We start from the raw sequence: 22260 nt of genomic DNA on the forward strand, positions 1-22260 counted from the left end.
CCCTGCAAAGCCAGTGCGCCTGCGAGCGCAGGCGCCCAGGATAGCGCCCGCGACCTTAGGCTCCTGCGTTCGCCGGAGAACAGCGCCGATTTCACGCCGAGACCCGCTCGCGGACGGTGCGAAATTCGATCTGCTTGTCGTAGGGCGCGCCGACGATCATCCGCTTCACATAGATGCCGGGCAGATGGATCGTGTCGGGATCGAGGCTGCCGACGGGGACGATCTCCTCGACCTCGGCGACGCAGATCTTGCCCGCGGTGGCCATCGGCTGGTTGAAGTTGCGCGCGGTCTTGCGGAAGATCAGGTTGCCGCTCTCGTCCGCCTTCCACCCCTTGATGATGCTCAGGTCCGCGCGGATGCCGCGTTCGAGGATATAGTCCTGCCCGTCGAAGGTCTTCACCTCCTTGCCCTCCGCCACCAGCGTGCCGACGCCGGTCTTGGTGTAGAAGCCGGGAATACCCGCGCCGCCCGCCCGGCAGCGCTCGGCGAGCGTGCCCTGCGGGCAGAACTCGACCTCGAGCTCGCCGCTCAGATATTGCCGCTCGAACTCCTTGTTCTCGCCGACATAGGACGAGATCATCTTCTTGACCTGGCGCGAGCGGAGCAGCTTGCCGAGGCCCTGCCCGTCGATCCCGGCATTGTTGCTGGCGATCGTCAGATCCTTGACGCCCGACGCCTCGATCGCGTCGATCAGCCGCTCGGGGATGCCGCACAACCCAAACCCGCCCGCACAGATCGTCATGCCGTCGAACAGCACGCCCTCAAGTGCCATTGCCGCATCGGTGTAGCGCTTGTTCGCCATGCATCCTCCTAGAGCTTTGGCCTCGCATAAGACGCCGTCCGGCGCTCGGCAACTTAGTAAGCGAGCACAAGACCGGGGCGTTTCCACCGCGTCTTCACGAGCCGGCCGCTGCCCGAGCAGGTGATATAGGCATCCATCCCGTCCGCGCCGCCCCAGCAGATGTTGGTGGTGAAGACATCGTCGGTCGCGACGAACTCGACCAGCGCGCCTTCCGGCGAGATCACGCTGATCCCGCATTCGCCGATCGTCGCGACGCAGATGTTGCCGCTCGCCTCGACGCCGAGCGAATCGAAGAACTTGTAGCCGGCGGGACGGTAGAGTGGCATTCCCGCGGCGCTGGCGACCCTGCCCGGCGCGACGATGTCGAACGCCATCAGTCGGCAGGTGAAGGTTTCCGCCGCGTACAGCCGCGTGCCGTCGGGCGAGAGGCCGATGCCGTTGGGATTTTCGCTGGGGAAGATGACTTCCTCGAGGTGGCTGCCATCGGCCTTGGCGTAGAAGATGCCGGTGATGTCGCGGGCCCGATCGCGCGATTTGCCGTGATCGGTGAACCAGAAGCCGCCATGCGAATCGAAGACGATGTCGTTCGGGCCGCGCAGCGTGCAGCCGAAGTCGCCGTCCCGGTAGAGCGTCTCGACCGCGCCGGTGGCGATGTCGATCCGTTCGATGCGGCCGCCCGAATAGTCGTGCGGCTGGCCGTGCGGGGTGAGGAAGCCGTTCGCCTCGCGCCAGGCGAACCCGCCATTGTTGCAGCAATAGAGCTTGCCGTCGGGACCGATCGCGAGCCCGTTGGGACCGCCACCGGGTTCGGCGACCGTCGTCCTGGTGCCATCGGCGGCGATCCGCGTGATGCGGCCGGCCTCGATCTCGACGAGGAGGATGCTGCCATCGGGCATCGCGACCGGGCCCTCCGGAAAGCGCAAGCCGCTGGCGACGGTGGTGAATTCGGTCATGATCCTCTCCTGGCGCGAGTCGGGTTCGGCCCCGGCTTCGCGAACGCGGCAAGAGTAAGCGAGAACGCCGCGGGCGCACGACGTTTCTCGACTTCGCGCGAAACGGACGGCAGGATGCCGCGATGAGCACCACACGCACCGGCGGCCGCATCCTGGTCGACCAACTCGTCGCACAGGGATGCGACCGGATCTTCACCGTCCCTGGAGAAAGCTTCCTCGCCGTCCTCGACGCGCTGCACGATACGCCGGCGATCGACCTGGTGGTGTGCCGGCAGGAGGGCGGCGTCGCGTTCATGGCATGCGCGGACGGCACGCTGACGCATCGGCCCGGCGTCGCGTTCGTGACGCGCGGACCGGGCGCGACCAACGCGTCGATCGGCGTGCACGTCGCGATGCAGGATTCGCAGCCGATGATATTGTTCGTCGGCGATATCGATCGCGGCACGCGCGACCGCGAGGCGTTCCAGGAGATCGATTTCCAGGCGATGTTCGCACCAATCGCCAAATGGGCGGCGCGGATCGACGATGCGCGACGGATCCCGGAATATGTCGCGCGCGCGTACGCGACCGCGCTTTCGGGGCGGCCGGGGCCGGTGGTGCTCGCGCTGCCCGAGGACATGCTGCTCGACGTCGTGGAGGCGGTGGATCGGCCGCGGGTCGAGCGCGTCGCGCAAGGCTGCGACGCCGATACAATGGATCTGCTCGCCGATTTGCTGACCACCGCCGAGAGGCCCGTCGCGATCGTCGGCGGCGCGGGCTGGGACGTCGCCGCGTCGGGCGCGTTTTCGACCTGGGCGGATCGCAACGGCATTCCGGTCGCCGCGGCGTTCCGGCGGCAGGATGCGATCCCGAACGACTGCCCGGTCTGGGCGGGCAATCTGGGCTATGGCCCCAATCCCAAGCTGGTCGAACGGGTGAAGGCGGCGGATCTGCTGCTGGTCGTCGGACCGCGGCTGGGCGAGGCGACGACCGATGGCTATGCGCTGATCACGCCCGATCATCCGGGGCAGCGGCTGATCCACGTCCACCCCGATCCCGACGAGTTGCAGCGTGCCTACCGCGCCGACGTCGCGGTGTGCGCGGGAATGGCGGAGTTCGCCGAGGCGTTGCTGCTGCTCGACCTGCCGCCGCGCACCGCCGGGCAGGAGGCGCATGCCGAATGGCGCGACTGGTCGACGCCACGTCCGCGCGATCTCGCGATGGATCTGGGGCCGTGCGTGACCGCGATGCGCGAGCGGCTGCCCGCGGATGCGATCATTTGCAACGGCGCGGGGAATTATTCGGGCTGGTGGCATCGCTACTGGCCCTATGCCGGGCCGGGGACGCAGCTTGCGCCGACCGCTGGAGCGATGGGGTATGGTGTGCCCGCGGCGGTCGCCGCATCGCTGCGACATCCCGAGCGGACGGTCGTGGCGCTGGCGGGCGACGGGTGTTTCCTGATGAATGGGCAGGAACTGGCGACCGCGGTGGCGCACGGGGCGGACATGCTGGTGCTGGTCGTTGACAATGGCGGGTACGGCACGATCCGGATGCATCAGGAGCGGGAGTATCCGGGCCGCGTGTCGGGGACAGCGCTGCGCAATCCGGACTTCGCCGCGCTCGGGCGCGCTTATGGGTGCTGGGCGGAGACGGTAACGCAGACGGGCGATTTCGTCGATGCGCTGGACCGGGCGATGGGGCAGTCGGGCGTGCGGCTGCTGCACCTGGTGACGGATATCGAGGCGATTACTGCGGGCACGACGCTGGGGAAGGTGCGCGGGGCGGCGTGATCCTTAGGTGGTGATGGGGCCACGACCCCACCCACAGCCCCACCCCGGCGAAGGCCGGGGCCAAATTGGGGGACAGCAGTAACCGCGGACGATCCTCCGTTACATCGACCTTGCCAATTGGGCCCCGGCCTTCGCCGGGGTGGTGGTGATGCTGGTGCCGCCATTCACTCAAACCGTTCCCCCGCGAAGGCGGGGGCCCAGGGTACCGGGCGCTATCGGTATTTAGCTGGGCCCCCGCGTCCGCGGGGGAACGGCAGGTAGTCCCTGCCCTTATCAGCAGGGAACGACGCGGCCCTCAGCCCGCCAGCGCCGCCCGCACCGCGGCCACCGCATCCGCTGCCTTGGCGCCATCGGGACCACCGCCCTGCGCCATGTCGGGACGGCCACCACCGCCCTGCCCGCCAAGCGCCGCGACCGCGATCTTCAGCAGGTCGACCGCGTTGCGGCTCGCGACCAGATCCGCGGTCACGCCGACCGCGACCGAGGCGCGGCCGTCGTTGATCGCGACGAGCATCGCGATCCCCGACCCCAGCCGCTGCTTGGCCTCGTCGACCGCGCCGCGCAGACCCTTTGCTTCAAAGTCGTTGAGCACCTGGCCGATGAACGCGACGCCACCGATCTCCTCGGGGCCAGCAGCCTCACCAGCGCCGCCGCCGCCGAGCGCCAGCGCCTTCTTCGCATCGGCGAGTTCGCGCTCGAGACGCCGGCGATCCTCGATCAGCGCTGCGACGCGCGCGGGCACTTCGTCGGGCGTCGATTTCAGCGCCGCCGCCGCCTCGCGCAGACGGTCGTCGCGCCCGGTCAGATAGGCGCGCGCCGCCTCGCCGGTCAGCGCCTCGACGCGCCGCACGCCGCTCGACACCGCGCCCTCGCCGACCACCTTGAACAGCCCGATATCGCCGAGCGCGGTCACGTGCGTGCCGCCGCACAGCTCGATCGAATAGGTCTTTCCGTCGTCCTGCGTCCCCATCGACACGACGCGGACCTCGTCGCCATATTTCTCGCCGAACAGCGCCATCGCGCCCATCGCGATCGCGTCGTCGGGGGTCATCAGCAGCGTCGTCACCGCGCCGTTGCCGCGGACCTGCGCGTTCACGTCGGCCTCGACCTGCGCGATGTCGGCGGGGGTCATCGCGACCGGCTGCGAGAAGTCGAAGCGCAGGCGATCGGGCGCGACGAGGCTCCCCTTCTGCGCAACATGCTTGCCGAGGCGTTCACGCAAGGCCTCGTGCAGCAGATGCGTCGCGGAGTGGTTGGCGCGGATCTGCGCGCGGCGCGCGACGTCGATCTGGAGCTTGACGGACTCGCCGACCTTGATGCCGCCCGCGTCAACGATCGCATGATGGACGAACACGCGGCCGAGCTGCTTCGACGTCTCGGTGACGGTTGCGCGCAGCCCGGTGTCGGTCGAGATATGCCCGGTATCGCCGACCTGCCCGCCGCTCTCGCCGTAGAAGGGCGTCTGGTTGACGACGATCGACACCGTGTCGCCGGTGGTCGCATGGCCGACGCGCGCGCCGTCCTTGACCAGCGCGACGACCTCGCCCTCGCCGGTGTCCGACGCATAGCCGAGGAATTCGGTACCGCCGGACTGCTCGACGATGTCGAACCAGATGTCGTCCGAGGCCTTCGCGCCCGAGCCCTTCCAGGCGGCGCGCGCCGCGCGCTTCTGCTCGGCCATCGCGGTGTCGAAGCCATCGCGGTCGACCGCGAGCCCGCGCTCGCGCAGCGCGTCCTCGGTCAGGTCGTAGGGGAAGCCATAGGTGTCGTAGAGCTTGAACGCGACGTCGCCCGCGAGCGTCCCCTCGGTCATCTCCGCGGTCGCCTCGTCGAGCAGCTTCAGCCCCTTGTCGAGCGTCTGGCGGAACCGCGTCTCCTCCTGCTGCAACGTCGCCTCGATCAGCGGGCGCGCGCGCGACAATTCGGGATAGGCGGCGCCCATCTCGGTGACGAGCGCGGGGACCAGCCGGTGCATCAACGGCTCCTTCGCGCCGAGGATATGCGCGTGGCGCATCGCGCGGCGCATGATCCGGCGCAGGACATAGCCGCGGCCTTCGTTGGCGGGCAGCACGCCGTCCGCGACCAGGAAGCCCGCGGTGCGCAGGTGATCGGCGATCACGCGGTGGCTCGCGGTGTTCGCGCCGTTGGTCGCGGTATGCGTCAGCGCGCCCGAGGCGGCGATCAGCGCCTTGAACGTGTCGGTGTCGTAATTGTCGGTGACGCCCTGCATGACCGCGGCAATCCGCTCGAGCCCCATGCCGGTGTCGATAGAGGGCTTGGGCAAATTGCCGACGATCTCGGCATTTTCCTGCTCATATTGCATGAACACGAGGTTCCAGATCTCGACGAAGCGATCGCCGTCCTCGTCGGGGCTGCCGGGAGGGCCACCGGGGATGTGGTCGCCGTGATCGTAGAAGATCTCCGAGCACGGCCCGCACGGCCCGTTGTCGCCCATCGACCAGAAATTGTCCTTGGTCGGGATGCGGATGATGCGGTGCTCGGGGAGGCCCGCGATCTTCTTCCAGAGGTCGAACGCCTCGTCGTCGGTGTGGTACACGGTCGCGGTCAGCTTGTCCGGTGACAGGCCCCATTCCTTCGTCAGCAGCGTCCAGGCGTGGGTGATCGCCTGTTCCTTGAAATACTCGCCGAACGAGAAATTGCCGAGCATTTCGAAGAAGGTGTGATGCCGCGCGGTATAGCCGACATTGTCGAGATCATTGTGCTTGCCGCCCGCGCGGACGCACTTCTGCGACGAGGTGGCGGTCGTGTAGGGGCGCGATTCGAGACCGGTGAAGACGTTCTTGAACGGCACCATCCCGGCATTGACGAACATCAGCGTCGGGTCGTTCTGCGGCACGAGCGGCGCGGAGGGCACGATCTGGTGCCCCTGCGAACCGAAATAGTCGAGGAAGCCGCGGCGGATGTCGTTCGTCGATGTCATGCGGGGGGACTTAGGCGAGCGCGGCGGTTCGCTCAAGTAGAGGTGTAGAGGCGTGGCTTCATCAACCAAAGTAGCATGTTTCCCCGCGAAGGCGGGGACCCAGACTGGGCTCCCGCCTTCGCGGGAGAACACGGACGTGCTGGGTGTCGCTGGCCACAGCCTCCACCCCGGCGAAGGCCGGGGCCCAGTTGGGGGACGGCAATAACGGAAGATCGTGCTTCGTTATTACCACCTTTCCAACTGGGCCCCGGCCTTCGCCGGGGTGGCGGAATGTGTGGTAGGTTACTCTACCCCAAAGGTGCGTCGATCGATCTTGGCGGCTCACTGAACCAGCGCGGCCCGGCGTCGGTCATGTGGAAGCAGTCCTCGATCCGGACGCCGTATCTGCCCGGCGTGTAGATCCCCGGTTCGTCGGAGAAGCACATCCCCGCCGCGAGCCGCGTCGTCTCGCCACGGACGAAGTTGACGGGTTCGTGGCCATCCATGCCGATCCCGTGCCCGGTGCGATGCGACAGGCCGGGAAGCGTGTAGCCCGGACCATAGCCGAGCGTCTCGTAATAGCGCCGGACCGCATCGTCGACGCTGCCAGCTGTGGCACCGATCTTCGCAGCGGCGAAGGCGACCTGCTGGCCACGTGCGACCTGATCCCAGGTCTTGCGCTGGTCGGCGGTCGCGGTGCCGTGAACCCAGGTGCGCGAGACGTCGGACTGATAGCCTTGCACGGTGCAGCCGCAGTCCATCAGTACGACCTGCCCGTCGGCGACGCGGTGGATCTCGCGGCTGCCGTGCGGATAGGCCGACGCCTCGCCGACCAGCGCCATCGAGAATTCGGGCGCGCCGCCCAGCGCCTTCGTCGCGGCGGTCATAAGCGCGCCGATCTGCGGGCCGGTCATGCCGGTTTCGAGGCGGGCCTTGGTCCAGCGATAGGCGGCGAGCGTGACGTCGGTCGCCGCCTGCATCAGCGCGATCTCGGCGGGGGTCTTGATCATCCGGCTGGCGCGGACGACTGGATCGGCCGACACGATCTTCGCATCGGGCAGCACGCGCGCGAGGCCCGCATAGGCGAAATAGCGGACGTCGGCCTCCAGCCCGATCGGCCGCGCGGCGAGTGTGCGATCGCGCAGGAACCCGGCGACGACGCGCAGCGGATCCTCGTCCTCCTGCCACACACGCACGTCGGCGGGGACGGCGAGCGTCTCGCGCACCGACGGCTCCTCGAAGAACGGCGTGACGATGCACGGCGTCCCCTCGACCGGAATGACCGCCAGCGTTAGCCGCTCGCTGGTATGCCAGCGCACGCCGGTAAAATAGATCATCGACGATCCGGGCTCGATCAGCACCGCGCCGATCCCCGCCGCCTTCATCAGCGACTGCGCGCGAACGAGCCGCGCAGCGCGCTCGGTGGCGTCGATCGGTTTCGCTCCGCCGGTGATATCGGACAGCGCGGCGAGGTCTGGTTCCGCGGCGCGCAGGAACGCGCTGGTGGACAGCAAAGGCGCCGCGGCGGCGAGGCCGAGCAGCGTGCGACGCGACGGCGTAAAGGGGGGCGTAAAGGTGGGCATCGACATCGCCGGACGATAGGGTGCTTGACCCGAGCGCCGCAATCCCCTTCCCTTGCGCACGTATTTCGGGAGCGATTAATGGCCAAGCGGCTAACCTATTACATCTTGCTGGGGCTGGTCGCGGGCCTTGTCGTCGGCTGGATCCTCAACGCGTCGATCGACGACGGCACCGCCGCGTCCGCCGCGCGGCTGAAGGACATTGCGGGCTATTTCTCGATCGTGACGTCGCTGTTCCTGCGGCTGATCAAGATGATCATCGCGCCGCTGGTCTTCTCGACGCTGGTCGTCGGCATCGCGCATATGGGCGACACGGGCGCGCTGGGCCGGGTGGGCCTGCGCAGCCTCGGCTGGTTCATCTGCGCGTCGCTGTTGTCGCTGACGCTCGGCATGATCCTGGTCAACGTGTTGCAGCCGGGCGTCGGCCTCGAGCTCGCGATCCCGCCCGCGACCGCGTCGAGCGGGGTCGATCCCGCGGCGTTCGATCTGGCCAAGTTCATCTCGCACATCGTACCCGATTCGATGATCGCGGCGATGGCGAGCAACGAGATCCTGCAGATCGTCGTGTTCTCGGTGTTCGTCGGCGTGGCCATCACCGCGGTCGGCGAAAAGGCCGCGCCGCTGGTCAAGGCGATCGAGGCGCTGGTGGCGGTGATGCTCCAGATCACCAATTACGTGATGCGGTTCGCGCCGTTCGCGGTGTTCGCCGCGGTGACCGCGACGCTCGCCGAGCGCGGCCCGAGCATTCTCGGCGATCTCGGCTATTTCATGCTGTGCTTCTATCTGGGCCTGGCGCTGCTGTGGGCGCTGCTGATCGGGATTGCGTTCGTGCTGATCGGCCCGCGGACTCGGTTGCTGGTGCGCTATATCCGCGATCCGCTGATCCTCGCCTTCTCGGCGGCGTCGTCGGAAGCGGCGTATCCGCGGACGCTGGAGGCGCTCGACCGGTTCGGCGTGCCGCCGCGGATCGCGAGCTTCGTGCTGCCGCTGGGCTATTCGTTCAATCTCGACGGGTCGATGATGTACATGACGTTCGCGTCGCTGTTCATCGCGCAGGCCTATGGCATCCACATGCCGATCGGGCAGCAGATCGCGATGCTGCTCGTGCTGATGGTGACGTCGAAGGGGATTGCGGGCGTGCCGCGCGCGTCGCTGGTGGTGATCGCAGGGACGCTGTCGATGTTCAAGATCCCCGAGGCGGGCATCCTGCTGATCCTCGCGGTCGACCATTTCCTCGACATGGGGCGCTCGGCGACCAACGTGATCGGCAATGCGGTCGCGGCGACGGTGGTCGCGAAGTGGGAGGGCGGGCTCGACGAGCGCGAGCCCGCCGACCGTGATCCACCGGTGGCGCCGACCGGGCATGGGCCGAAGACCAATATCGACAGCTTCGACAAGATCGGGCCGGGTCAGGGTTGAGGCGGGCGGAGGTTTAGCGACGCCCGTCATCCCCGGATCGCCCGTCATCCCAGCGCCTTCCGCCATCCCAGCAACTTCCGTCATGCCAACAACTTCCGTCATCCCAGCGAAGGCTGGGATCCAGAGCCGCAATCGGCGCGCTCGTGCCTCTGGATCCTGGGTCGAGCCCCGGATGACGGGCGTGGGGAGGCGGTGGCGTGATCCTAGCGCTCAGGCGTAGGCGTAGGGGCCGCCCTTTTTGAGCCCGGCCTGATAGGCAGGCCGGGCGTGCACCTTGGCGAGCCAGGCGATCGTGGCGGGGCGCGACTCGTTCAGGCCGCCGCGGCTGCGCGCAGCCTCCAAGGGAAAGCTCATCATGATGTCGGCGGCGGTCATCTCTGCGCCCGCGAACCACGGCCGTTGCGAGAGTTCGGATTCGACGTAATCGAGATGAACGTCGATCATCGGCTGGATCTTCTTGACCGCGACCTTGCCCATGATCGGGATGCGCGCGAGGACGAGTTTCAACAGCAGCGGCGGCATCATCGAGCCTTCGGCATAATGCAGCCAGAAGCGGTAGCGCAGCGCATCGCCGCGGTTTGCGGGCGCACCGAGTTTGCCGTCCGCCTTGTCGACGAGATATTCGACGATCGCGCCGGTCTCGGCGATGATCTGATCCCCATCCTCGATCACCGGCGACTTGCCGAGCGGATGGACCTTCTTGAGTTCGGGCGGGGCGAGCATGGTCTCCGGGTTCCGCTCGTAGCGCCTGATCTCGTACGGGAGGCCAAGTTCCTCGAGCATCCACAGGATCCGCTGCGATCGCGAGTTTTCGAGGTGGTGGACGATGATCATGCTGGCTCCCCTGCTCTTCTATCCCGCCGACACGCTTATCGGGCCGCGGTGCGCGCCGTCCAGATCCAGGCGACGGCGGGAAATTCCACCGTGTCGCCGGTGCGGTGACGGTCGCAGACCTGGGTGAGACGCGCGATGTGGCGCGCGCGTTCCGCGGGCGCGGCGTCGCGGATCGCGGAGGCGGCGGGGCCGATGCGGCGGAAATAGTCGACCGCGTCGGCGACGGGGTCGGACCCGCCGCCGGCGCGATAGGCAAAGTCGATGCGGCTGGGCGGTCCTGCCTGCCAGCCGGCGTCGGCGAGGATGGCGGCGACATGGCCGGGGTCGGCGAACGCGAACGGACCGGGCGCAGTGGTCGCCGGCGCGTCGGCGTCACCGCCGGTGGCGCCGATGGTTTCGGTAGCCCAGCGATTGGCGGCGCGTTCGGCGAAACAGGAGAAGACGACCGTCGCGTTCGGCGCGGCGGCCGCGGCAAGCGTGGCGAAGGCGGCAACGGGGTCGGCGAAGAACATGACGCCGTGGCGCGAGACGTAAAGATCGACCGGGGCGTGCTGCGCGGCGGCGGCGGTGATGTCGGCGCATTCGAACTGCGCGTTGCCCTGGTCGGCGGCGCGTTGCCGGGCGGTCTCGATCAGATTGGGGGACAGGTCGATACCGGTGACGGTCGCGTTCGGCAGCGCCTGCGCGGTGGCCAGCGTGGTCGCGCCCGCGCCGCAGCCGATGTCGATGACCTTGGCGGTTTTCGGAGACGCGGCGGCGAGGATCGCGGCGTTCAGTTGCGGCGTGAGGTTCGCGAAGCTGCGGTCGGTGCGGCGCCATTCCTCGGCCCAAATATCGCCAATCCTGCCGGTCCAGTCAAAGCCTGTGGTCATCAGCGGGGCGCTTCATGCTTGGGGTTCGGGGGCGTTGGGGGAGTGAAGTATAGAAAGTATAGACGCTCGCACGGGTTTTGCGTCGAGGGATTTTTCGTGGACGCGGTAGATTGCGTATCCGTGTTTCCCCGCGAAGGCGGGGATCCAGCCTGGGCTCCCGCCTTCGCGGGAGACCATTGGCGCGGGCGCGTCGTAGCACCTGAGTTGAGAAGACATCCCAATTGGGCCCCGGCCTTCGCCGGGGGGCGTGGGTTTGGATTGTCGTGGCACTCGACATGAGCGGCCTTCCCAACTGGCTCCGGCGTTCGCCGGGATGGTATGGGTTTGGGTTGTCCGAGCGCTCGGTTTGTGAGGCCTTCCCAACTGGGCCCCGGCCTTCGCCGGGGTGGTGCGGGCTTGCGTCGTCGTGGCACTCGACATGAGCGGGCTTCCCAACTGGCCGCGGCGTTCGCCGGGGTGGTGTGGGCTTGGGGGCGACGCGTTTCCTCGCGTGCCCTCACCCTCCCATTGCAAGGGCAATGGGCCCCTCCCTCTCCCCCGAGGGGAGAGGGTCAAGCAGTCCGGCTCTAGCTTGACGGGGGAGCGTTCGTGTTATGCGTCGTCTTCGGCGCCGGGGCCTACCATCATTTCCTCGGCGACCTTGTCGGTGCGTGCACGGATCTGCTTTTCGAGGCGGTCGGCGGTTTCGGGGTTGTCCTTGAGGAAGGTCTTCGAATTCTCGCGACCCTGGCCGAGACGGACGCTGTCGTAGCTGAACCAGGCACCCGACTTCTCGACGAGGCCCGCCTTCACGCCGAGATCGAGGATCTCGCCGAGCTTCGATACGCCCTGCCCGTACATAATGTCGAATTCGACCTGCTTGAACGGCGGCGCGACCTTGTTCTTGACGACCTTCACGCGCGTCTGGTTGCCCGTGACCTCTTCGCCGGCCTTGACCGCGCCGATGCGGCGGATGTCGAGACGGACCGAGGCGTAGAACTTCAGCGCGTTGCCGCCCGTCGTCGTCTCCGGATTGCCGTACATCACGCCGATCTTCATGCGCAGCTGGTTGATGAAGATCACCATGCAGCGCGAGCGGCTGATCGAGCCGGTGAGCTTGCGCAGCGACTGTGACATCAGGCGCGCCTGGAGGCCAACATGGCTGTCGCCCATCTCGCCCTCGATTTCCGCGCGCGGCACGAGTGCCGCGACCGAGTCGACCACGAGCACATCGATCGCGTTCGAGCGTACCAGCGTGTCGACGATCTCGAGCGCCTGCTCGCCGGTGTCGGGCTGCGACACGATCAGCTCGTCGATGTTGACGCCGAGCTTCCTGGCATAGACCGGGTCGAGCGCATGCTCGGCATCGACGAACGCGGCGGTGCCGCCGTTCTTCTGCGCTTCGGCGATCACGTGGAGCGCGAGCGTAGTCTTGCCCGAGCTTTCCGGGCCGTAAATCTCGATCACGCGGCCGCGCGGCAGGCCGCCGACGCCGAGCGCGATGTCGAGCCCGAGCGAGCCGGTCGAGATGACCTCGACCTGCATCGTTTCCTTGGAGCCCAGGCGCATCGCCGAGCCCTTGCCGAACGCGCGGTCGATCTGCGCGAGCGCGGCGTCCAGCGCCTTTTGCCGGTCGTTGGTTGCGGTTGCCATGCCGGTGTCGATCACTTTCAGATTAGCGGCCATTGATAAGCTCCATCGCTAAAGCAAGCGCGCGTGCCATTCAACGCGTCAAACGCCATGTATTCTCTTTGTTCTCATGGAACAAGTACGGAACATCGGGTTTGGGCGAAAAAGGCAGAGTCTGGTCGAGAATGGGTCGTTCAGGCGCGCGCTTGGTAGTGGCCAGCGTAGTCGGTTTTGGCTCTGGGTCCTGACTTTCGTCAGGATGACGGCAGGTGGTGGTGGGGGCGTCCGTTCAGGCGAGCGTCGTTGCGAGGGTCCACCAGCCGCAGGCTTGCGCCGCGGTTGCAGCCGAGTCTCTGGCTTCGGCGGTCTGGAAGAGGGCAAAGCAGGTGGCGCCGGAACCGGACATTCTGGACAGCAGGACGTCGGGCGCCGCGTCGAGCAACGTGCGGACGTCGGCGATGATGGGCGCCAACGCCAGCGCGGGGGGCTCCAGATCGTTGCGGCCGGCGGTTGCGCGCGTGAGAAGGTCGCCTTCGGGGATCGGGCCGCGATCCTGGCCGTCCCAGGCCTTGAAGACCGCGGCGGTGGAGACCGCGACGCCGGGGTTTACGAGGAGGAGCGGCGTGCCGGACAGGCCTTCGAGGTTTGTCAGCGTATCGCCCTTGCCGGTGCCGAGCGTGGTGCGGTTGGCGAGGCATGCCGGGACGTCCGCGCCAAGCGTTGCGGCGATGGCGTGGAGGCGGGGATCGGTCGCGGCGACGCCGTGGAGGCGAGCGAGCGCGCGAAGCGTGGCGGCGGCGTCGGCCGAGCCTCCGCCGATGCCCGAGGCGATGGGCAGGTGCTTTTCCAGCGTTATCGCGTGACGAGCGTTCGGGGCGAATGCGGCGGTGAAGGCGTCGGCGGCGGCGGTGACGAGGTTGCCACTCCATGCCGCCACCCCGGCGGAGGCCGGGGTGGCGGTGTGTTTTGGGGCGGGGAGCAGCGCATCCGCGAAGGGGCCGGTGATGGTGAAGCGGTTCGCGGCGGCCGGTTCGACGGTGACGATGTCGCCGTCGGTGGCGAAGGCGAACAGCGTTTCGAGATCGTGATAGCCGTCTTCGCGGCGACGGCGGACGTGGAGCGCCAGGTTGATCTTTGCCGGGGCGGATTCGGTGGTGGCGGGCATCGTGGGTCTCGGGGTTTGGCGGGTTGGGCTTGGCTTAGCGGATGGAGGGGCACTGGCAACGTTCCGCTCTGCTTCTAGCGTCCGTCATCCTGACGAAAGTCAGGATCCAGAGCCAGGCAGGGTATCGGTCGTTACTCTGGGTCCTGACTTTCGTCAGGATGACGGAGGGGGCGTTGCGCACGCTTCGCCCTGTGCGGGCCAGGTGCGCGCGGCGTTACGCTCATTGCCGCCGTCGGCATCGCCCTCCCCACGGAAGCCGTGCGAGCCCGCTCCCCCCGTAGGAAAACGAGTCAGCGACGAGCTTTCGGCGGGAGGCCATTGGCGATCTTGGCGGTGAGGCGGGCAGTGTCGCTCGGTTCGGCGGTCAGCAGCGCGGCGCGCCAGGCGTAGCGAGCCTCATATTGGCGGCCGACCGTCCAATAGGCATCGCCGAGGTGATCGCCGATCTCGGCGTTGGCGGGATCGCCCTGCCCTGCGCGTTCGAGCAGCGGGAGCGCACGCGCGGTGTCGCCCGCGAGATGGTAAGCCCAACCCAGCGAGTCGGTGATCGACGCATTGGCCGGATCGAGGCGGCTGGCGCGTTCCAGCAGCCGGATCGAGGCGGGGATGTCATCGCCATGCTCGACCTGCGCAAAACCAAGATAATTGAGCGCAAGCGGTTGTGCAGGACCCCGCGCGACCGCCTTTTCGAGCGCGTCGCGCGCCTCGGGCCAGCGCCCCGCCTGGTCGAGCGCACCGCCATATTGCAGCCATAAGCCCCAGCTGCCGCCATTCGCCCCGTCCGCGGTGATGATGCGGCGATACCAGGTCGCGGCTTCGGCGGGGTTGCCGGTGGTCAGAAGCAAGTCGGCATAGCGCTGCCAGTCGGCGGGTTCGGCGTCCGCCTGGTCGACCCGGTTCTTGGCGGCGGCCAGCGCCTCGCCGTCGCGGTCGGCATTGGCGAGGATCTCGACCCGCTCGGCAGCGGCGGCGGCGGCGAACGCGCCCTTCGGATCGACCTCGTCGAGGACGGTGAGCGCGCGATCGACGATCCTGTTACGGGCGAGCGCGTCGGCGAGCAGGAGCCGCGCACTGTCGTAGCGGGAGTCCGCGCGCAATGCCGCCTGCGTCAGCGCGATCGACAGCGGCGAGGGCTCGCCCGCCGCAAGATCGCTGGCGAGCCGGGCGAGCAGCCGCGAGACGCCGATCGCAAGCGGCTGGCGGCGCGGTGCGGCGGCGATCAGCGTACGCGCCTCGGTGGCGAAGCGGTTGGCGACGGGGTCCTTGGCGGCGGTGGCGAGCGACGGTTCGGGATCGCGACCCTCGGCATGCGCGACCCAGGCGTAGAGCGACGGTGCGAGAACCACAAGCGGCCCGGTGGAAAGCGTCGCGATCGCGGCGTTGGCAGCCTTGGCATCCCCCGCGCGCGCGGCGTCGGCCAACGGGAGGAGCGCGGCATCCGCAGGGGCGACGCCTGCCCGGTTCAGGACGGCGGCGGCGCGCGCGGCGAGCGGCATGTCGCCCGCCTCGAGCGCCTCGCGGTACGCGCGGATCGCGACGACCGGATCGTCGGGCGCCGCCGCCAGCACCTTCGCATAGCTGGCGGCGGCAAGATCGGGCCGGCCCGCGGCATCGGCGGCGCGGGCCTTCAGATAGGCGGAGAGATCCCCCGTCTCGGCCGCGGCGGGTGCCGCCACGGCGAGACCGAGCAGGAGGAGGAGAGGCAGACGCAGGGGCTTACATGTTGGGATAATTGGGGCCTCCGCCGCCCTCGGGTACGACCCAGTTGATATTCTGGGTGGGGTCCTTGATGTCGCAGGTCTTGCAGTGGACGCAGTTCTGCGCGTTGATGACGAACTTCGGATCGCCTTCTTCGACGCCGACGACCTCGTAAACGCCGGCCGGGCAATAGCGTTGCGCGGGCTCGTCGTACATCGGCAGGTTGTAGGTGATCGGTACCGCCGGATCCTTGAGCGTCAGGTGGACCGGCTGGTCCTCCTCATGGTTGGTGTTCGAGATGAACACCGACGAGAGGCGATCGAAGGTGAGGACGCCGTCGGCCTTGGGATAGTCGATCGGCTTGACCAGATCCTTGCGCCACAGGCTTTCATGGTCGGGATGATGGTGCATCGTGAAGGGAACCTTGATCCCCAGATGCTCGAGCCACATCGTCACGCCGGCAAGCCCCGACCCGACCAGGTCGCCGAACTTCTTGACCAGCGGCACGACGTTGCGGACGACCGACAGCTCCTTCTTGACCCACGACCGTTCGAACGCCTCTGGATAGGCGGCGAGCTCGTCATGGCCGCGCTGCGAGACGATCGCCTCGACCGCAGCCTCGGCGGCCATCATGCCCGACTTCATCGCGGTGTGCGTACCCTTGATCCGCGGCACGTTGAGGAAACCGGCGCTATCGCCGATCAGCGCGGCGCCGGGCATCACGAGCTTGGGGATCGACTGCAACCCGCCATCGCTGATCGCGCGCGCGCCGTAGCTCACTCGCTTGGCGCCCTTGAGCAGCGCGGCGATCTCGGGGTGCGTCTTCCAGCGCTGCATCTCGTGGAACGGCGAGAGATGCGGGTTGGTGTAGTTGAGCCACGTCACGAACCCGATCGAGACCTGACCGTTCGCCTGGTGATAGATCCAGCCGCCGCCGTTCGAGCCGTCGGTCTCGGTCAGCGGCCAGCCCTGCGTGTGGATGACGCGGCCGGGCGAATGGAGCGCGGGATCGATGTCCCACAGCTCCTTGATGCCGAGGCCGTAGACCTGCGGATCGCTGTCCTTGGCGAGATCGAACTTGGCGATCAGTTGCTTGGTCAGGTGCCCACGGCAGCCTTCCGAGAAGAAGGTGTACTTCGCGTGGAGTTCGAGCCCCGGCGTGTAATCGCCCTTGTGCGTGCCGTCGCGCGCGACGCCCATGTCGCCGGTTGCGACGCCCTTGACCGAGCCATCGTCGTTGAACAGGATTTCGGCGGCGGCGAAGCCGGGGAAGATCTCGACGCCGAGTTCCTCCGCCTTGCCCGCCATCCAGCGGCACAGATTGCCGAGGCTGCCGGTATAGGTGCCCTTGTTGTGCATGAACGACGGCGTGACGAAGTGCGGCATCTCGCTCTTCTTCGTCTTGCTGAGGATCCAGTGATGGTTCTCGGTCACCGGCACTTCCGCCAGCGGACAGCCATCCTCGCGCCAGTTGGGCAGCAGTTCGTCGAGGCTCTTGGGATCGATGACCGCGCCCGACAGGATGTGCGCACCGACCTCGGAGCCCTTTTCGAGCACGCAGACGCTGATCTCCGCGTCCTTCTCCGCCGCCATTTGTTTGAGACGGATCGCTGCCGAAAGACCGGCCGGGCCTGCGCCGACGATCACCACATCATAGGGCATCGATTCACGTGTCGTCATCATCGTCTCCCGGGGATATCCCCTCTTTGCCCAGCTTCACGGACCCCCCCTCGTTCGGGCTCGGGCTGGCACCGTCTTGTCCAATATGGCGATTGCGCGAGTTGACCGCCACGTCAACCGTGCAGCATAGGTTACCCTGTGGGGGCGGACCAAACCATCGATTGGCGAAATGCCGCGGCGAGCGCGCTCGAATGGTGGCACGAGGCTGGCGTCGACACGCTGGTCGACGATGTCCCCCGCGACTGGTTCGCGGCGCCTGAGCCGCTTGTCGTCGCACCCGCGACACCTGTTGCGCCGGCCGTATCGCCATCCACAATGCCGCTTGTGCTGGCAGACTTCCTCAACTGGCGGGGCGGGGCAGAGGTTCCCGAGGCGAGCTGGAGCGGGATTTCGCTCTCCGCCAGCGGGCCGGCTGACGCTACGGTCATGGTGCTTGTCGATTGTCCCGACCGGGACGACGGCGATGCCGGTGCGTTGCTGAGCGGGGGGTCGGGTCGATTGCTCGACCGGATGCTCGCGGCGATCGGCCTCGCGCGCGACGCCGTGCACGTTGCGGCGGTGTGCGCGAAGCGGCCGACGGCGGGGCGGATCCAGATCGAGGTCGAGGATCGGCTCGCCGAAATCGCCAAGCATCACATCGGCTTGGTTGCACCGAGGCAGTTGCTGCTGCTCGGCAATGCGGCGAGCCGTGCCATCCTCGGGACGGAATTACAGGCGGCGCGCGGGCGTTTACACCGGTTTAACCATAAGACCGCACAAACGGGGGCTGGTGACGCGTCGGATGTGACGACGGTGGTCGCGAGCTATCATCCGCGGTTTCTGATCGAGAAGCCCGCGGCCAAGGCCGAGGCCTGGAAGGATTTGCAGATGCTGATGGGCGAACAGATATCGCAAAAGGGCGCACGATGATCCGGACCCGGTCGATCTCGCGGGCAGCGCTCGTTCTGGGGCTCAGCGCCCTTCCCCTCCCGGCCTTCGCCGCGACGCTGCCGGGCGAGCCCGCGGGCGATGCCCGGCTCGGCACGCCGCAGCTGGTCGGCGCGCCGACGCTGGAACAGATTCCGGACCAGCTCGATGCCGGACAGCGCGAGGCGTACAAGACCGTCTTCGCCGCGATCCGCGACGGCAAATGGACCGATGCGCAGATCGGGCTCGACACGATGAAGCCCGGCCCGCTGCACGCGATCGCGCGCGCCGAGATGTACACGGCCAAGGGTTCGCCCCGGGTCGAGATGGAGCCGCTGGTCGCGCTGCTCAACGAAGCGCCCGAACTGCCCGAGGCCGCGCAAATCTCTCGCCTGGCGATGACGCGCGGCGCGGTCGACCTGCCCCCCCTGCCCGCTGCGCAACGCCTGATCTGGCAGGACGGCGCACCGCGTCGAGTCCGCGCCAAGAGCCTGCAGGGCGACCTGATCGCCGCCGATCTCGCGCTCAAGATGCAGCCTTACGTCAAGGCGGACATGGGGCGCGAGGCGCAGTCGCTGCTCGATAGCACGCCGGGGCTGACCCCCGAGGCACTGACCGAGTGGCAGCAGAAGATCGCGTGGATCTATTTCCTCCAGGGCGACGATGCGAACGCGCGCGTCATGGCCGCCAAGGCGCAGGACGGAGTCGGCGACTGGGCGGTGCAGGGCCGCTGGGTCGGCGCGCTGTCCGCATGGCGCCAGAATGACTGCGCGAATGCCGAGGCCGGGTTCGAAGGCGTCGCAGCGCGCGCCGGCGACGTCGACCTGCGCGCCGCCGCACTCTACTGGGCGTCGCGCGCGGACATGGTCTGCTCGCGCCCCGACAAGATCGAGGGGCGCCTGAAGGCCGCGGCGCAGTTCGGCGAGAGCTTCTACGGCCAGCTCGCGCGCCAGCAGCTCGCGATGAAGGACAAGGGCACCGCGGTCGGCGGGCTGGTCGCGAGCGACTGGAAGGTCGTCGGCAAGCGGCCCAACGTCCGCGTCGCGGCGGCACTGGTCGAGGTCGGCGAGACCGACCTGGCCGATACCGTCATCCGCCAGCAAGCCAAGATCGGCGACCCGCGCGAATTCGGCAACCTGGTCCGGGTCGCCGAGGCACTGAGCCTGCCAGCGACGACCGTGTGGCTCGCGCATAACTGCCCGCAAGGCGTTACCTCGACCGCCGAGGCGCGCTATCCGACGCCGAACTGGACGCCCGACAGCGGCTGGCACATCGACAAGGCGCTGGTCTATGCGCACACGCTCGAGGAATCGCGGTTCCGCAACACCGTGAAGAGTCCGGCGGGCGCCTATGGCCTCATGCAGATCATGCCCGCCGCCGCGACCGACTTCGCGCGCGAACGCGGCACCGCGATCGACATGAAGGCGCTGACCAAGCCGTCGACCAACATGGATATCGGCCAGCGTCACCTCGAACGGCTGCGCGACATGGCGGGAGTCACCGGCGGCCTGCTGCCCAAGGTGATCGCGGCGTATAATGCGGGGCCGCGCCCGGTCGGCGACTGGAACGCGATCGTCCACGATAATGGCGATCCGCTGCTATATATCGAGAGCATCCCCTATTGGGAGACGCGCGGCTACGTCACCACCGTGCTGCGCAACTACTGGATGTACGAGGCGCAGGACGGCAAGAAGGCATCGACCAGCCGCAACGCGCTCGCGCAGGGCATGTGGCCGCGCTTCCCCGGCCTGCCGGGTGCGACCGCGGTCCGGATGAATGCGACGCCGAACGCGCGTGCGAGCGCCAGCGTGTCGCCCGTGCACACGACGGTCGCGGTCAACGCGAGCGTCAGCCCGCAGTCCGCAACCCTCACGCGCGCGGACTGATCGCCATGCCGATCGATGAAAGCCGGACGTTCCTGCCGGTACGGATCGCCGTGCTGACGGTGTCGGACACGCGCGGGCTCGCCGAGGATCGCTCGGGCGATACGCTGGTCGCGCGGCTAACCGAGGCGGGGCACATCCTCGCCGACCGCCGGATCGAGAAGGACGATGTCGAGACGATCGTCTCGCGGCTTCATGCCTGGATCGGCGATCCCGCGGTCGACTGCATCATCACCACCGGCGGTACCGGCGTGACGGGTCGCGACGTGACGCCCGAGGCGATCGAGCAGGTCGCCGAGAAGATGATCCCCGGCTTCGGCGAACTCTTCCGCATGCTGAGCTTCCAGACGATCGGCACCTCGACCGTGCAGTCGCGCGCCTGTGCCTGCGTGTCGCACGGCACCTATATCTTCGCGCTGCCCGGCTCGACCGGCGCGGTGAAGGACGGCTGGGACGGCATCCTGCGCGACCAGCTCGACAGTCGCCACCGCCCCTGCAATTTCGTCGAACTGATGCCGCGGCTGCTCGAGCGCTGAAAACGCCAATGCTCTGTACTTCTCGCCAAGAGATGGCGGGACGTACAGGGTACACGTTCTCGTACCGCACCCAAGCTCGGGAAAATATCGCGAGATCCGAACGCGTTGCGCCGGTGCGCTGCTGTATTACTAAACTGGCACACTCGGTGCATTGGTCGTCATGCAGCCCGATCGGGTTGCGACACCAACGATCCGAAGGACGCCATCATGCGCTCGCTCTTCCTGAACAGCCTCATCGCCGCCTCGCTGCTCGTATCCGCCACGCCGGTCCTCGCCGCCGGCGCGTCGCAACCGACGACGAAGCTCAAATACAACGCAAAGATGCAGAAATACTGCGCGATCGATCCCGCCGTCACCGGCAGTCACCTCCAGCAACAGACCTGCAAGACCTCGGCGCAGTGGAGCGCCGCCGGGCTCGACATGCCGAAGCCACATATCGCCGACCCCAGCATTCCGATCGCGACAGTCGCGACGGTCGCACCGGTCGCCACGATCGCCCAGCGATGACGCATCACGCGGCGGGGCAGCCCCTTGGGGGTTTCGCCCCGCGCGTCGATAGCCGGGCACGTTTACCCGACCCGAGGAAAACCGACGGAAAGGGAGGACTCGAAACACGAGTGCCCCCTTTCCGCTCTTTACGTTCAGTATAGCCCCCCCGACGGGCGAGGATCAGATCAGTTCGCCAGCAGTCGCTCGGCAAAGGCGCGGACGCCCGGACCGATATCGGCGCGCGACAAGGCGATCGCCAGGTTCGCCTGGATGTATCCAGCCTTGTCACCGCAGTCATAACGCTGGCCGTCGAACGTAAAGCCGTGGAACGGCTGGTTGCCGATCAGCTGCGCCATCGCGTCGGTCAGCTGGATCTCGCCGCCCGCACCCTTTTCCTGCGTTTCGAGGATCCGCATCACCTCGGGCTGGAGGATGTAGCGCCCCGGGATCATCAGGTTCGACGGCGCAGTACCCCGTGCTGGCTTTTCGATCAGCGCGGTGACCTCGGTCAGGCGCCCGTCAATCGCGCCCGGCGAGATGATGCCGTATTTGTCGGTCTCCGAATCCGCGACTTCGAGCGCACCGATGACGTTCCCGCCGACCTTGTTATACGCCTCGACCATCTGCTTCATGAAGCCGGGCTGGCCGACCATCAGTTCGTCGGGCAGCAGCACCGCGAACGGCTCGTCGCCGACGATCTCGCGCGCGCACCACACAGCATGGCCGAGGCCCAGCGGTTCCTGCTGGCGGACATAGACCGGCGAGCCCGGCTTCATCCGGATCTGGCTGATCGCGTCGAGCGACTTGCCGCGCGCGCGCATCGTATCCTCGAGCTCGTAGGAAATGTCGAAATGATCCTCGAGCGCACCCTTGCCGCGCCCGGTCACGAAGATGATCTGCTCGATGCCCGCCTCGAGCGCTTCCTCGACGGCGTACTGGATCAGAGGCTTGTCGACGACGGTCAGCATCTCCTTCGGCATCGCCTTGGTGGCGGGGAGGAAGCGAGTGCCGAGTCCAGCGACCGGGAACACGGCTTTGCGCAGTGGCTTGATGGTCATTCGAACTCCAAATGTTGTCGTAAGGTCGTCAATTTCGATGCCGTATTTACCGGTCGTTACGGGTCCGTGCAAATCGGGCCGCCCGATC

17 protein-coding genes are annotated in these 22260 nt (G+C 67.5%); 6 read left to right on the forward strand and 11 right to left on the reverse strand.

The window, feature by feature from the left end:
• Positions 1–91 precede the first annotated feature (91 nt).
• Positions 92–802: a CoA transferase subunit A gene (locus ASE79_RS18175; RefSeq protein ID WP_056420041.1), complete on the reverse strand. Its 711-nt coding sequence runs from the start codon at positions 800–802 to the stop codon at positions 92–94.
• A 53-nt stretch (positions 803–855) separates the two neighbouring features.
• Positions 856–1755, reverse strand: coding sequence for an SMP-30/gluconolactonase/LRE family protein (locus tag ASE79_RS18180; protein WP_056420044.1), 900 nt, complete (start codon positions 1753–1755; stop codon positions 856–858).
• Between the two features lie 122 nt (positions 1756–1877).
• Here ASE79_RS18180 and ASE79_RS18185 point away from each other — a divergent pair, with 122 nt between their 5' ends.
• Entirely contained in the window at positions 1878–3524 is a 1647-nt protein-coding gene (locus ASE79_RS18185; RefSeq protein ID WP_056420046.1) for a thiamine pyrophosphate-binding protein, read from the forward strand.
• Between the two features lie 295 nt (positions 3525–3819).
• Here the strand turns inward: ASE79_RS18185 and alaS are convergent, their stop codons facing one another.
• Positions 3820–6465 (reverse strand): alanine--tRNA ligase, encoded by a 2646-nt coding sequence (gene alaS / locus ASE79_RS18190; RefSeq protein WP_056420050.1) that lies wholly within the window; start codon positions 6463–6465, stop codon positions 3820–3822.
• A gap of 287 nt (positions 6466–6752) precedes the next feature.
• On the reverse strand, positions 6753–8027 hold the full coding sequence (locus tag ASE79_RS18195; protein ID WP_056420541.1) for a M24 family metallopeptidase: 1275 nt from the start codon (positions 8025–8027) through the stop codon (positions 6753–6755).
• Positions 8028–8105: 78 nt separating this feature from the next.
• Between ASE79_RS18195 and ASE79_RS18200 the strand changes: the two genes are divergently transcribed.
• Positions 8106–9443: a dicarboxylate/amino acid:cation symporter gene (locus tag ASE79_RS18200; protein WP_056420053.1), complete on the forward strand. Its 1338-nt coding sequence runs from the start codon at positions 8106–8108 to the stop codon at positions 9441–9443.
• A 210-nt stretch (positions 9444–9653) separates the two neighbouring features.
• On the opposite strand, the gene ASE79_RS18205 is transcribed toward ASE79_RS18200, so the two are convergent.
• The 6 genes from ASE79_RS18205 to ASE79_RS18230 form a co-directional block, all read right to left on the reverse strand.
• A complete protein-coding gene (locus tag ASE79_RS18205; protein ID WP_056420058.1) occupies positions 9654–10277 on the reverse strand; it encodes a glutathione S-transferase family protein in 624 nt (207 codons plus the stop codon).
• Between the two features lie 35 nt (positions 10278–10312).
• Positions 10313–11149 (reverse strand): class I SAM-dependent methyltransferase, encoded by an 837-nt coding sequence (locus ASE79_RS18210; RefSeq protein ID WP_056420061.1) that lies wholly within the window; start codon positions 11147–11149, stop codon positions 10313–10315.
• A 591-nt stretch (positions 11150–11740) separates the two neighbouring features.
• The gene (recA, locus tag ASE79_RS18215) at positions 11741–12814 is read right to left on the reverse strand and encodes a recombinase RecA (protein WP_056420064.1); all 1074 of its coding nucleotides are present in this window, start codon (positions 12812–12814) and stop codon (positions 11741–11743) included.
• A gap of 232 nt (positions 12815–13046) precedes the next feature.
• A complete protein-coding gene (locus ASE79_RS18220) occupies positions 13047–13922 on the reverse strand; it encodes a 4-(cytidine 5'-diphospho)-2-C-methyl-D-erythritol kinase (protein ID WP_056420067.1) in 876 nt (291 codons plus the stop codon).
• A 290-nt stretch (positions 13923–14212) separates the two neighbouring features.
• Positions 14213–15598 carry a tetratricopeptide repeat protein gene (locus ASE79_RS18225; protein ID WP_056420070.1) on the reverse strand — a complete coding sequence of 462 codons (1386 nt, stop codon included), beginning with the start codon at positions 15596–15598 and terminating at the stop codon, positions 14213–14215.
• 40 nt (positions 15599–15638) lie between these two features.
• Positions 15639–17300 carry an electron transfer flavoprotein-ubiquinone oxidoreductase gene (locus ASE79_RS18230; protein ID WP_056420544.1) on the reverse strand — a complete coding sequence of 554 codons (1662 nt, stop codon included), beginning with the start codon at positions 17298–17300 and terminating at the stop codon, positions 15639–15641.
• Positions 17301–17438: 138 nt separating this feature from the next.
• On the opposite strand from ASE79_RS18230, the gene ASE79_RS18235 reads away from it, so the two are divergent.
• From ASE79_RS18235 to ASE79_RS18250, 4 genes are all read left to right on the forward strand, one after another.
• Positions 17439–18209, forward strand: coding sequence for a uracil-DNA glycosylase (locus tag ASE79_RS18235; protein WP_056420075.1), 771 nt, complete (start codon positions 17439–17441; stop codon positions 18207–18209).
• The gene (locus ASE79_RS18240) at positions 18206–20092 is read left to right on the forward strand and encodes a lytic transglycosylase domain-containing protein (RefSeq protein WP_056420077.1); all 1887 of its coding nucleotides are present in this window, start codon (positions 18206–18208) and stop codon (positions 20090–20092) included. Before ASE79_RS18235 ends, ASE79_RS18240 begins: the two co-directional genes overlap by 4 nt.
• Positions 20093–20097: 5 nt before the next feature.
• Positions 20098–20625, forward strand: a complete 528-nt coding sequence (gene moaB, locus ASE79_RS18245) for a molybdenum cofactor biosynthesis protein B (RefSeq protein WP_056420079.1) — start codon at positions 20098–20100, stop codon at positions 20623–20625.
• A gap of 207 nt (positions 20626–20832) precedes the next feature.
• The gene (locus ASE79_RS18250; protein ID WP_056420083.1) at positions 20833–21132 is read left to right on the forward strand and encodes a hypothetical protein; all 300 of its coding nucleotides are present in this window, start codon (positions 20833–20835) and stop codon (positions 21130–21132) included.
• A 167-nt stretch (positions 21133–21299) separates the two neighbouring features.
• On the opposite strand, the gene galU is transcribed toward ASE79_RS18250, so the two are convergent.
• Positions 21300–22172: a UTP--glucose-1-phosphate uridylyltransferase GalU gene (gene galU, locus ASE79_RS18255; protein WP_056420086.1), complete on the reverse strand. Its 873-nt coding sequence runs from the start codon at positions 22170–22172 to the stop codon at positions 21300–21302.
• Between the last annotated feature and the right edge of the window lie 88 nt (positions 22173–22260).

The organism is Sphingomonas sp. Leaf28, from assembly GCF_001421685.1.
In the GTDB taxonomy this organism is placed as follows: domain Bacteria; phylum Pseudomonadota; class Alphaproteobacteria; order Sphingomonadales; family Sphingomonadaceae; genus Sphingomonas; species Sphingomonas aurantiaca.

Coding starts and splice junctions, on each gene's coding strand:
- ASE79_RS18175 (WP_056420041.1), bottom strand. CDS start 802: ATGGCGAACAAGCGCTACACCGATGCGGCAATGGCACTTGAGGGCGTG.
- ASE79_RS18180 (WP_056420044.1), bottom strand. CDS start 1,755: ATGACCGAATTCACCACCGTCGCCAGCGGCTTGCGCTTTCCGGAGGGC.
- ASE79_RS18185 (WP_056420046.1), top strand. CDS start 1,878: ATGAGCACCACACGCACCGGCGGCCGCATCCTGGTCGACCAACTCGTC.
- alaS (WP_056420050.1), bottom strand. CDS start 6,465: ATGACATCGACGAACGACATCCGCCGCGGCTTCCTCGACTATTTCGGT.
- ASE79_RS18195 (WP_056420541.1), bottom strand. CDS start 8,027: ATGCCCACCTTTACGCCCCCCTTTACGCCGTCGCGTCGCACGCTGCTC.
- ASE79_RS18200 (WP_056420053.1), top strand. CDS start 8,106: ATGGCCAAGCGGCTAACCTATTACATCTTGCTGGGGCTGGTCGCGGGC.
- ASE79_RS18205 (WP_056420058.1), bottom strand. CDS start 10,277: ATGATCATCGTCCACCACCTCGAAAACTCGCGATCGCAGCGGATCCTG.
- ASE79_RS18210 (WP_056420061.1), bottom strand. CDS start 11,149: ATGACCACAGGCTTTGACTGGACCGGCAGGATTGGCGATATTTGGGCC.
- recA (WP_056420064.1), bottom strand. CDS start 12,814: ATGGCCGCTAATCTGAAAGTGATCGACACCGGCATGGCAACCGCAACC.
- ASE79_RS18220 (WP_056420067.1), bottom strand. CDS start 13,922: ATGCCCGCCACCACCGAATCCGCCCCGGCAAAGATCAACCTGGCGCTC.
- ASE79_RS18230 (WP_056420544.1), bottom strand. CDS start 17,300: ATGACGACACGTGAATCGATGCCCTATGATGTGGTGATCGTCGGCGCA.
- ASE79_RS18240 (WP_056420077.1), top strand. CDS start 18,206: ATGATCCGGACCCGGTCGATCTCGCGGGCAGCGCTCGTTCTGGGGCTC.
- moaB (WP_056420079.1), top strand. CDS start 20,098: ATGCCGATCGATGAAAGCCGGACGTTCCTGCCGGTACGGATCGCCGTG.
- ASE79_RS18250 (WP_056420083.1), top strand. CDS start 20,833: ATGCGCTCGCTCTTCCTGAACAGCCTCATCGCCGCCTCGCTGCTCGTA.
- galU (WP_056420086.1), bottom strand. CDS start 22,172: ATGACCATCAAGCCACTGCGCAAAGCCGTGTTCCCGGTCGCTGGACTC.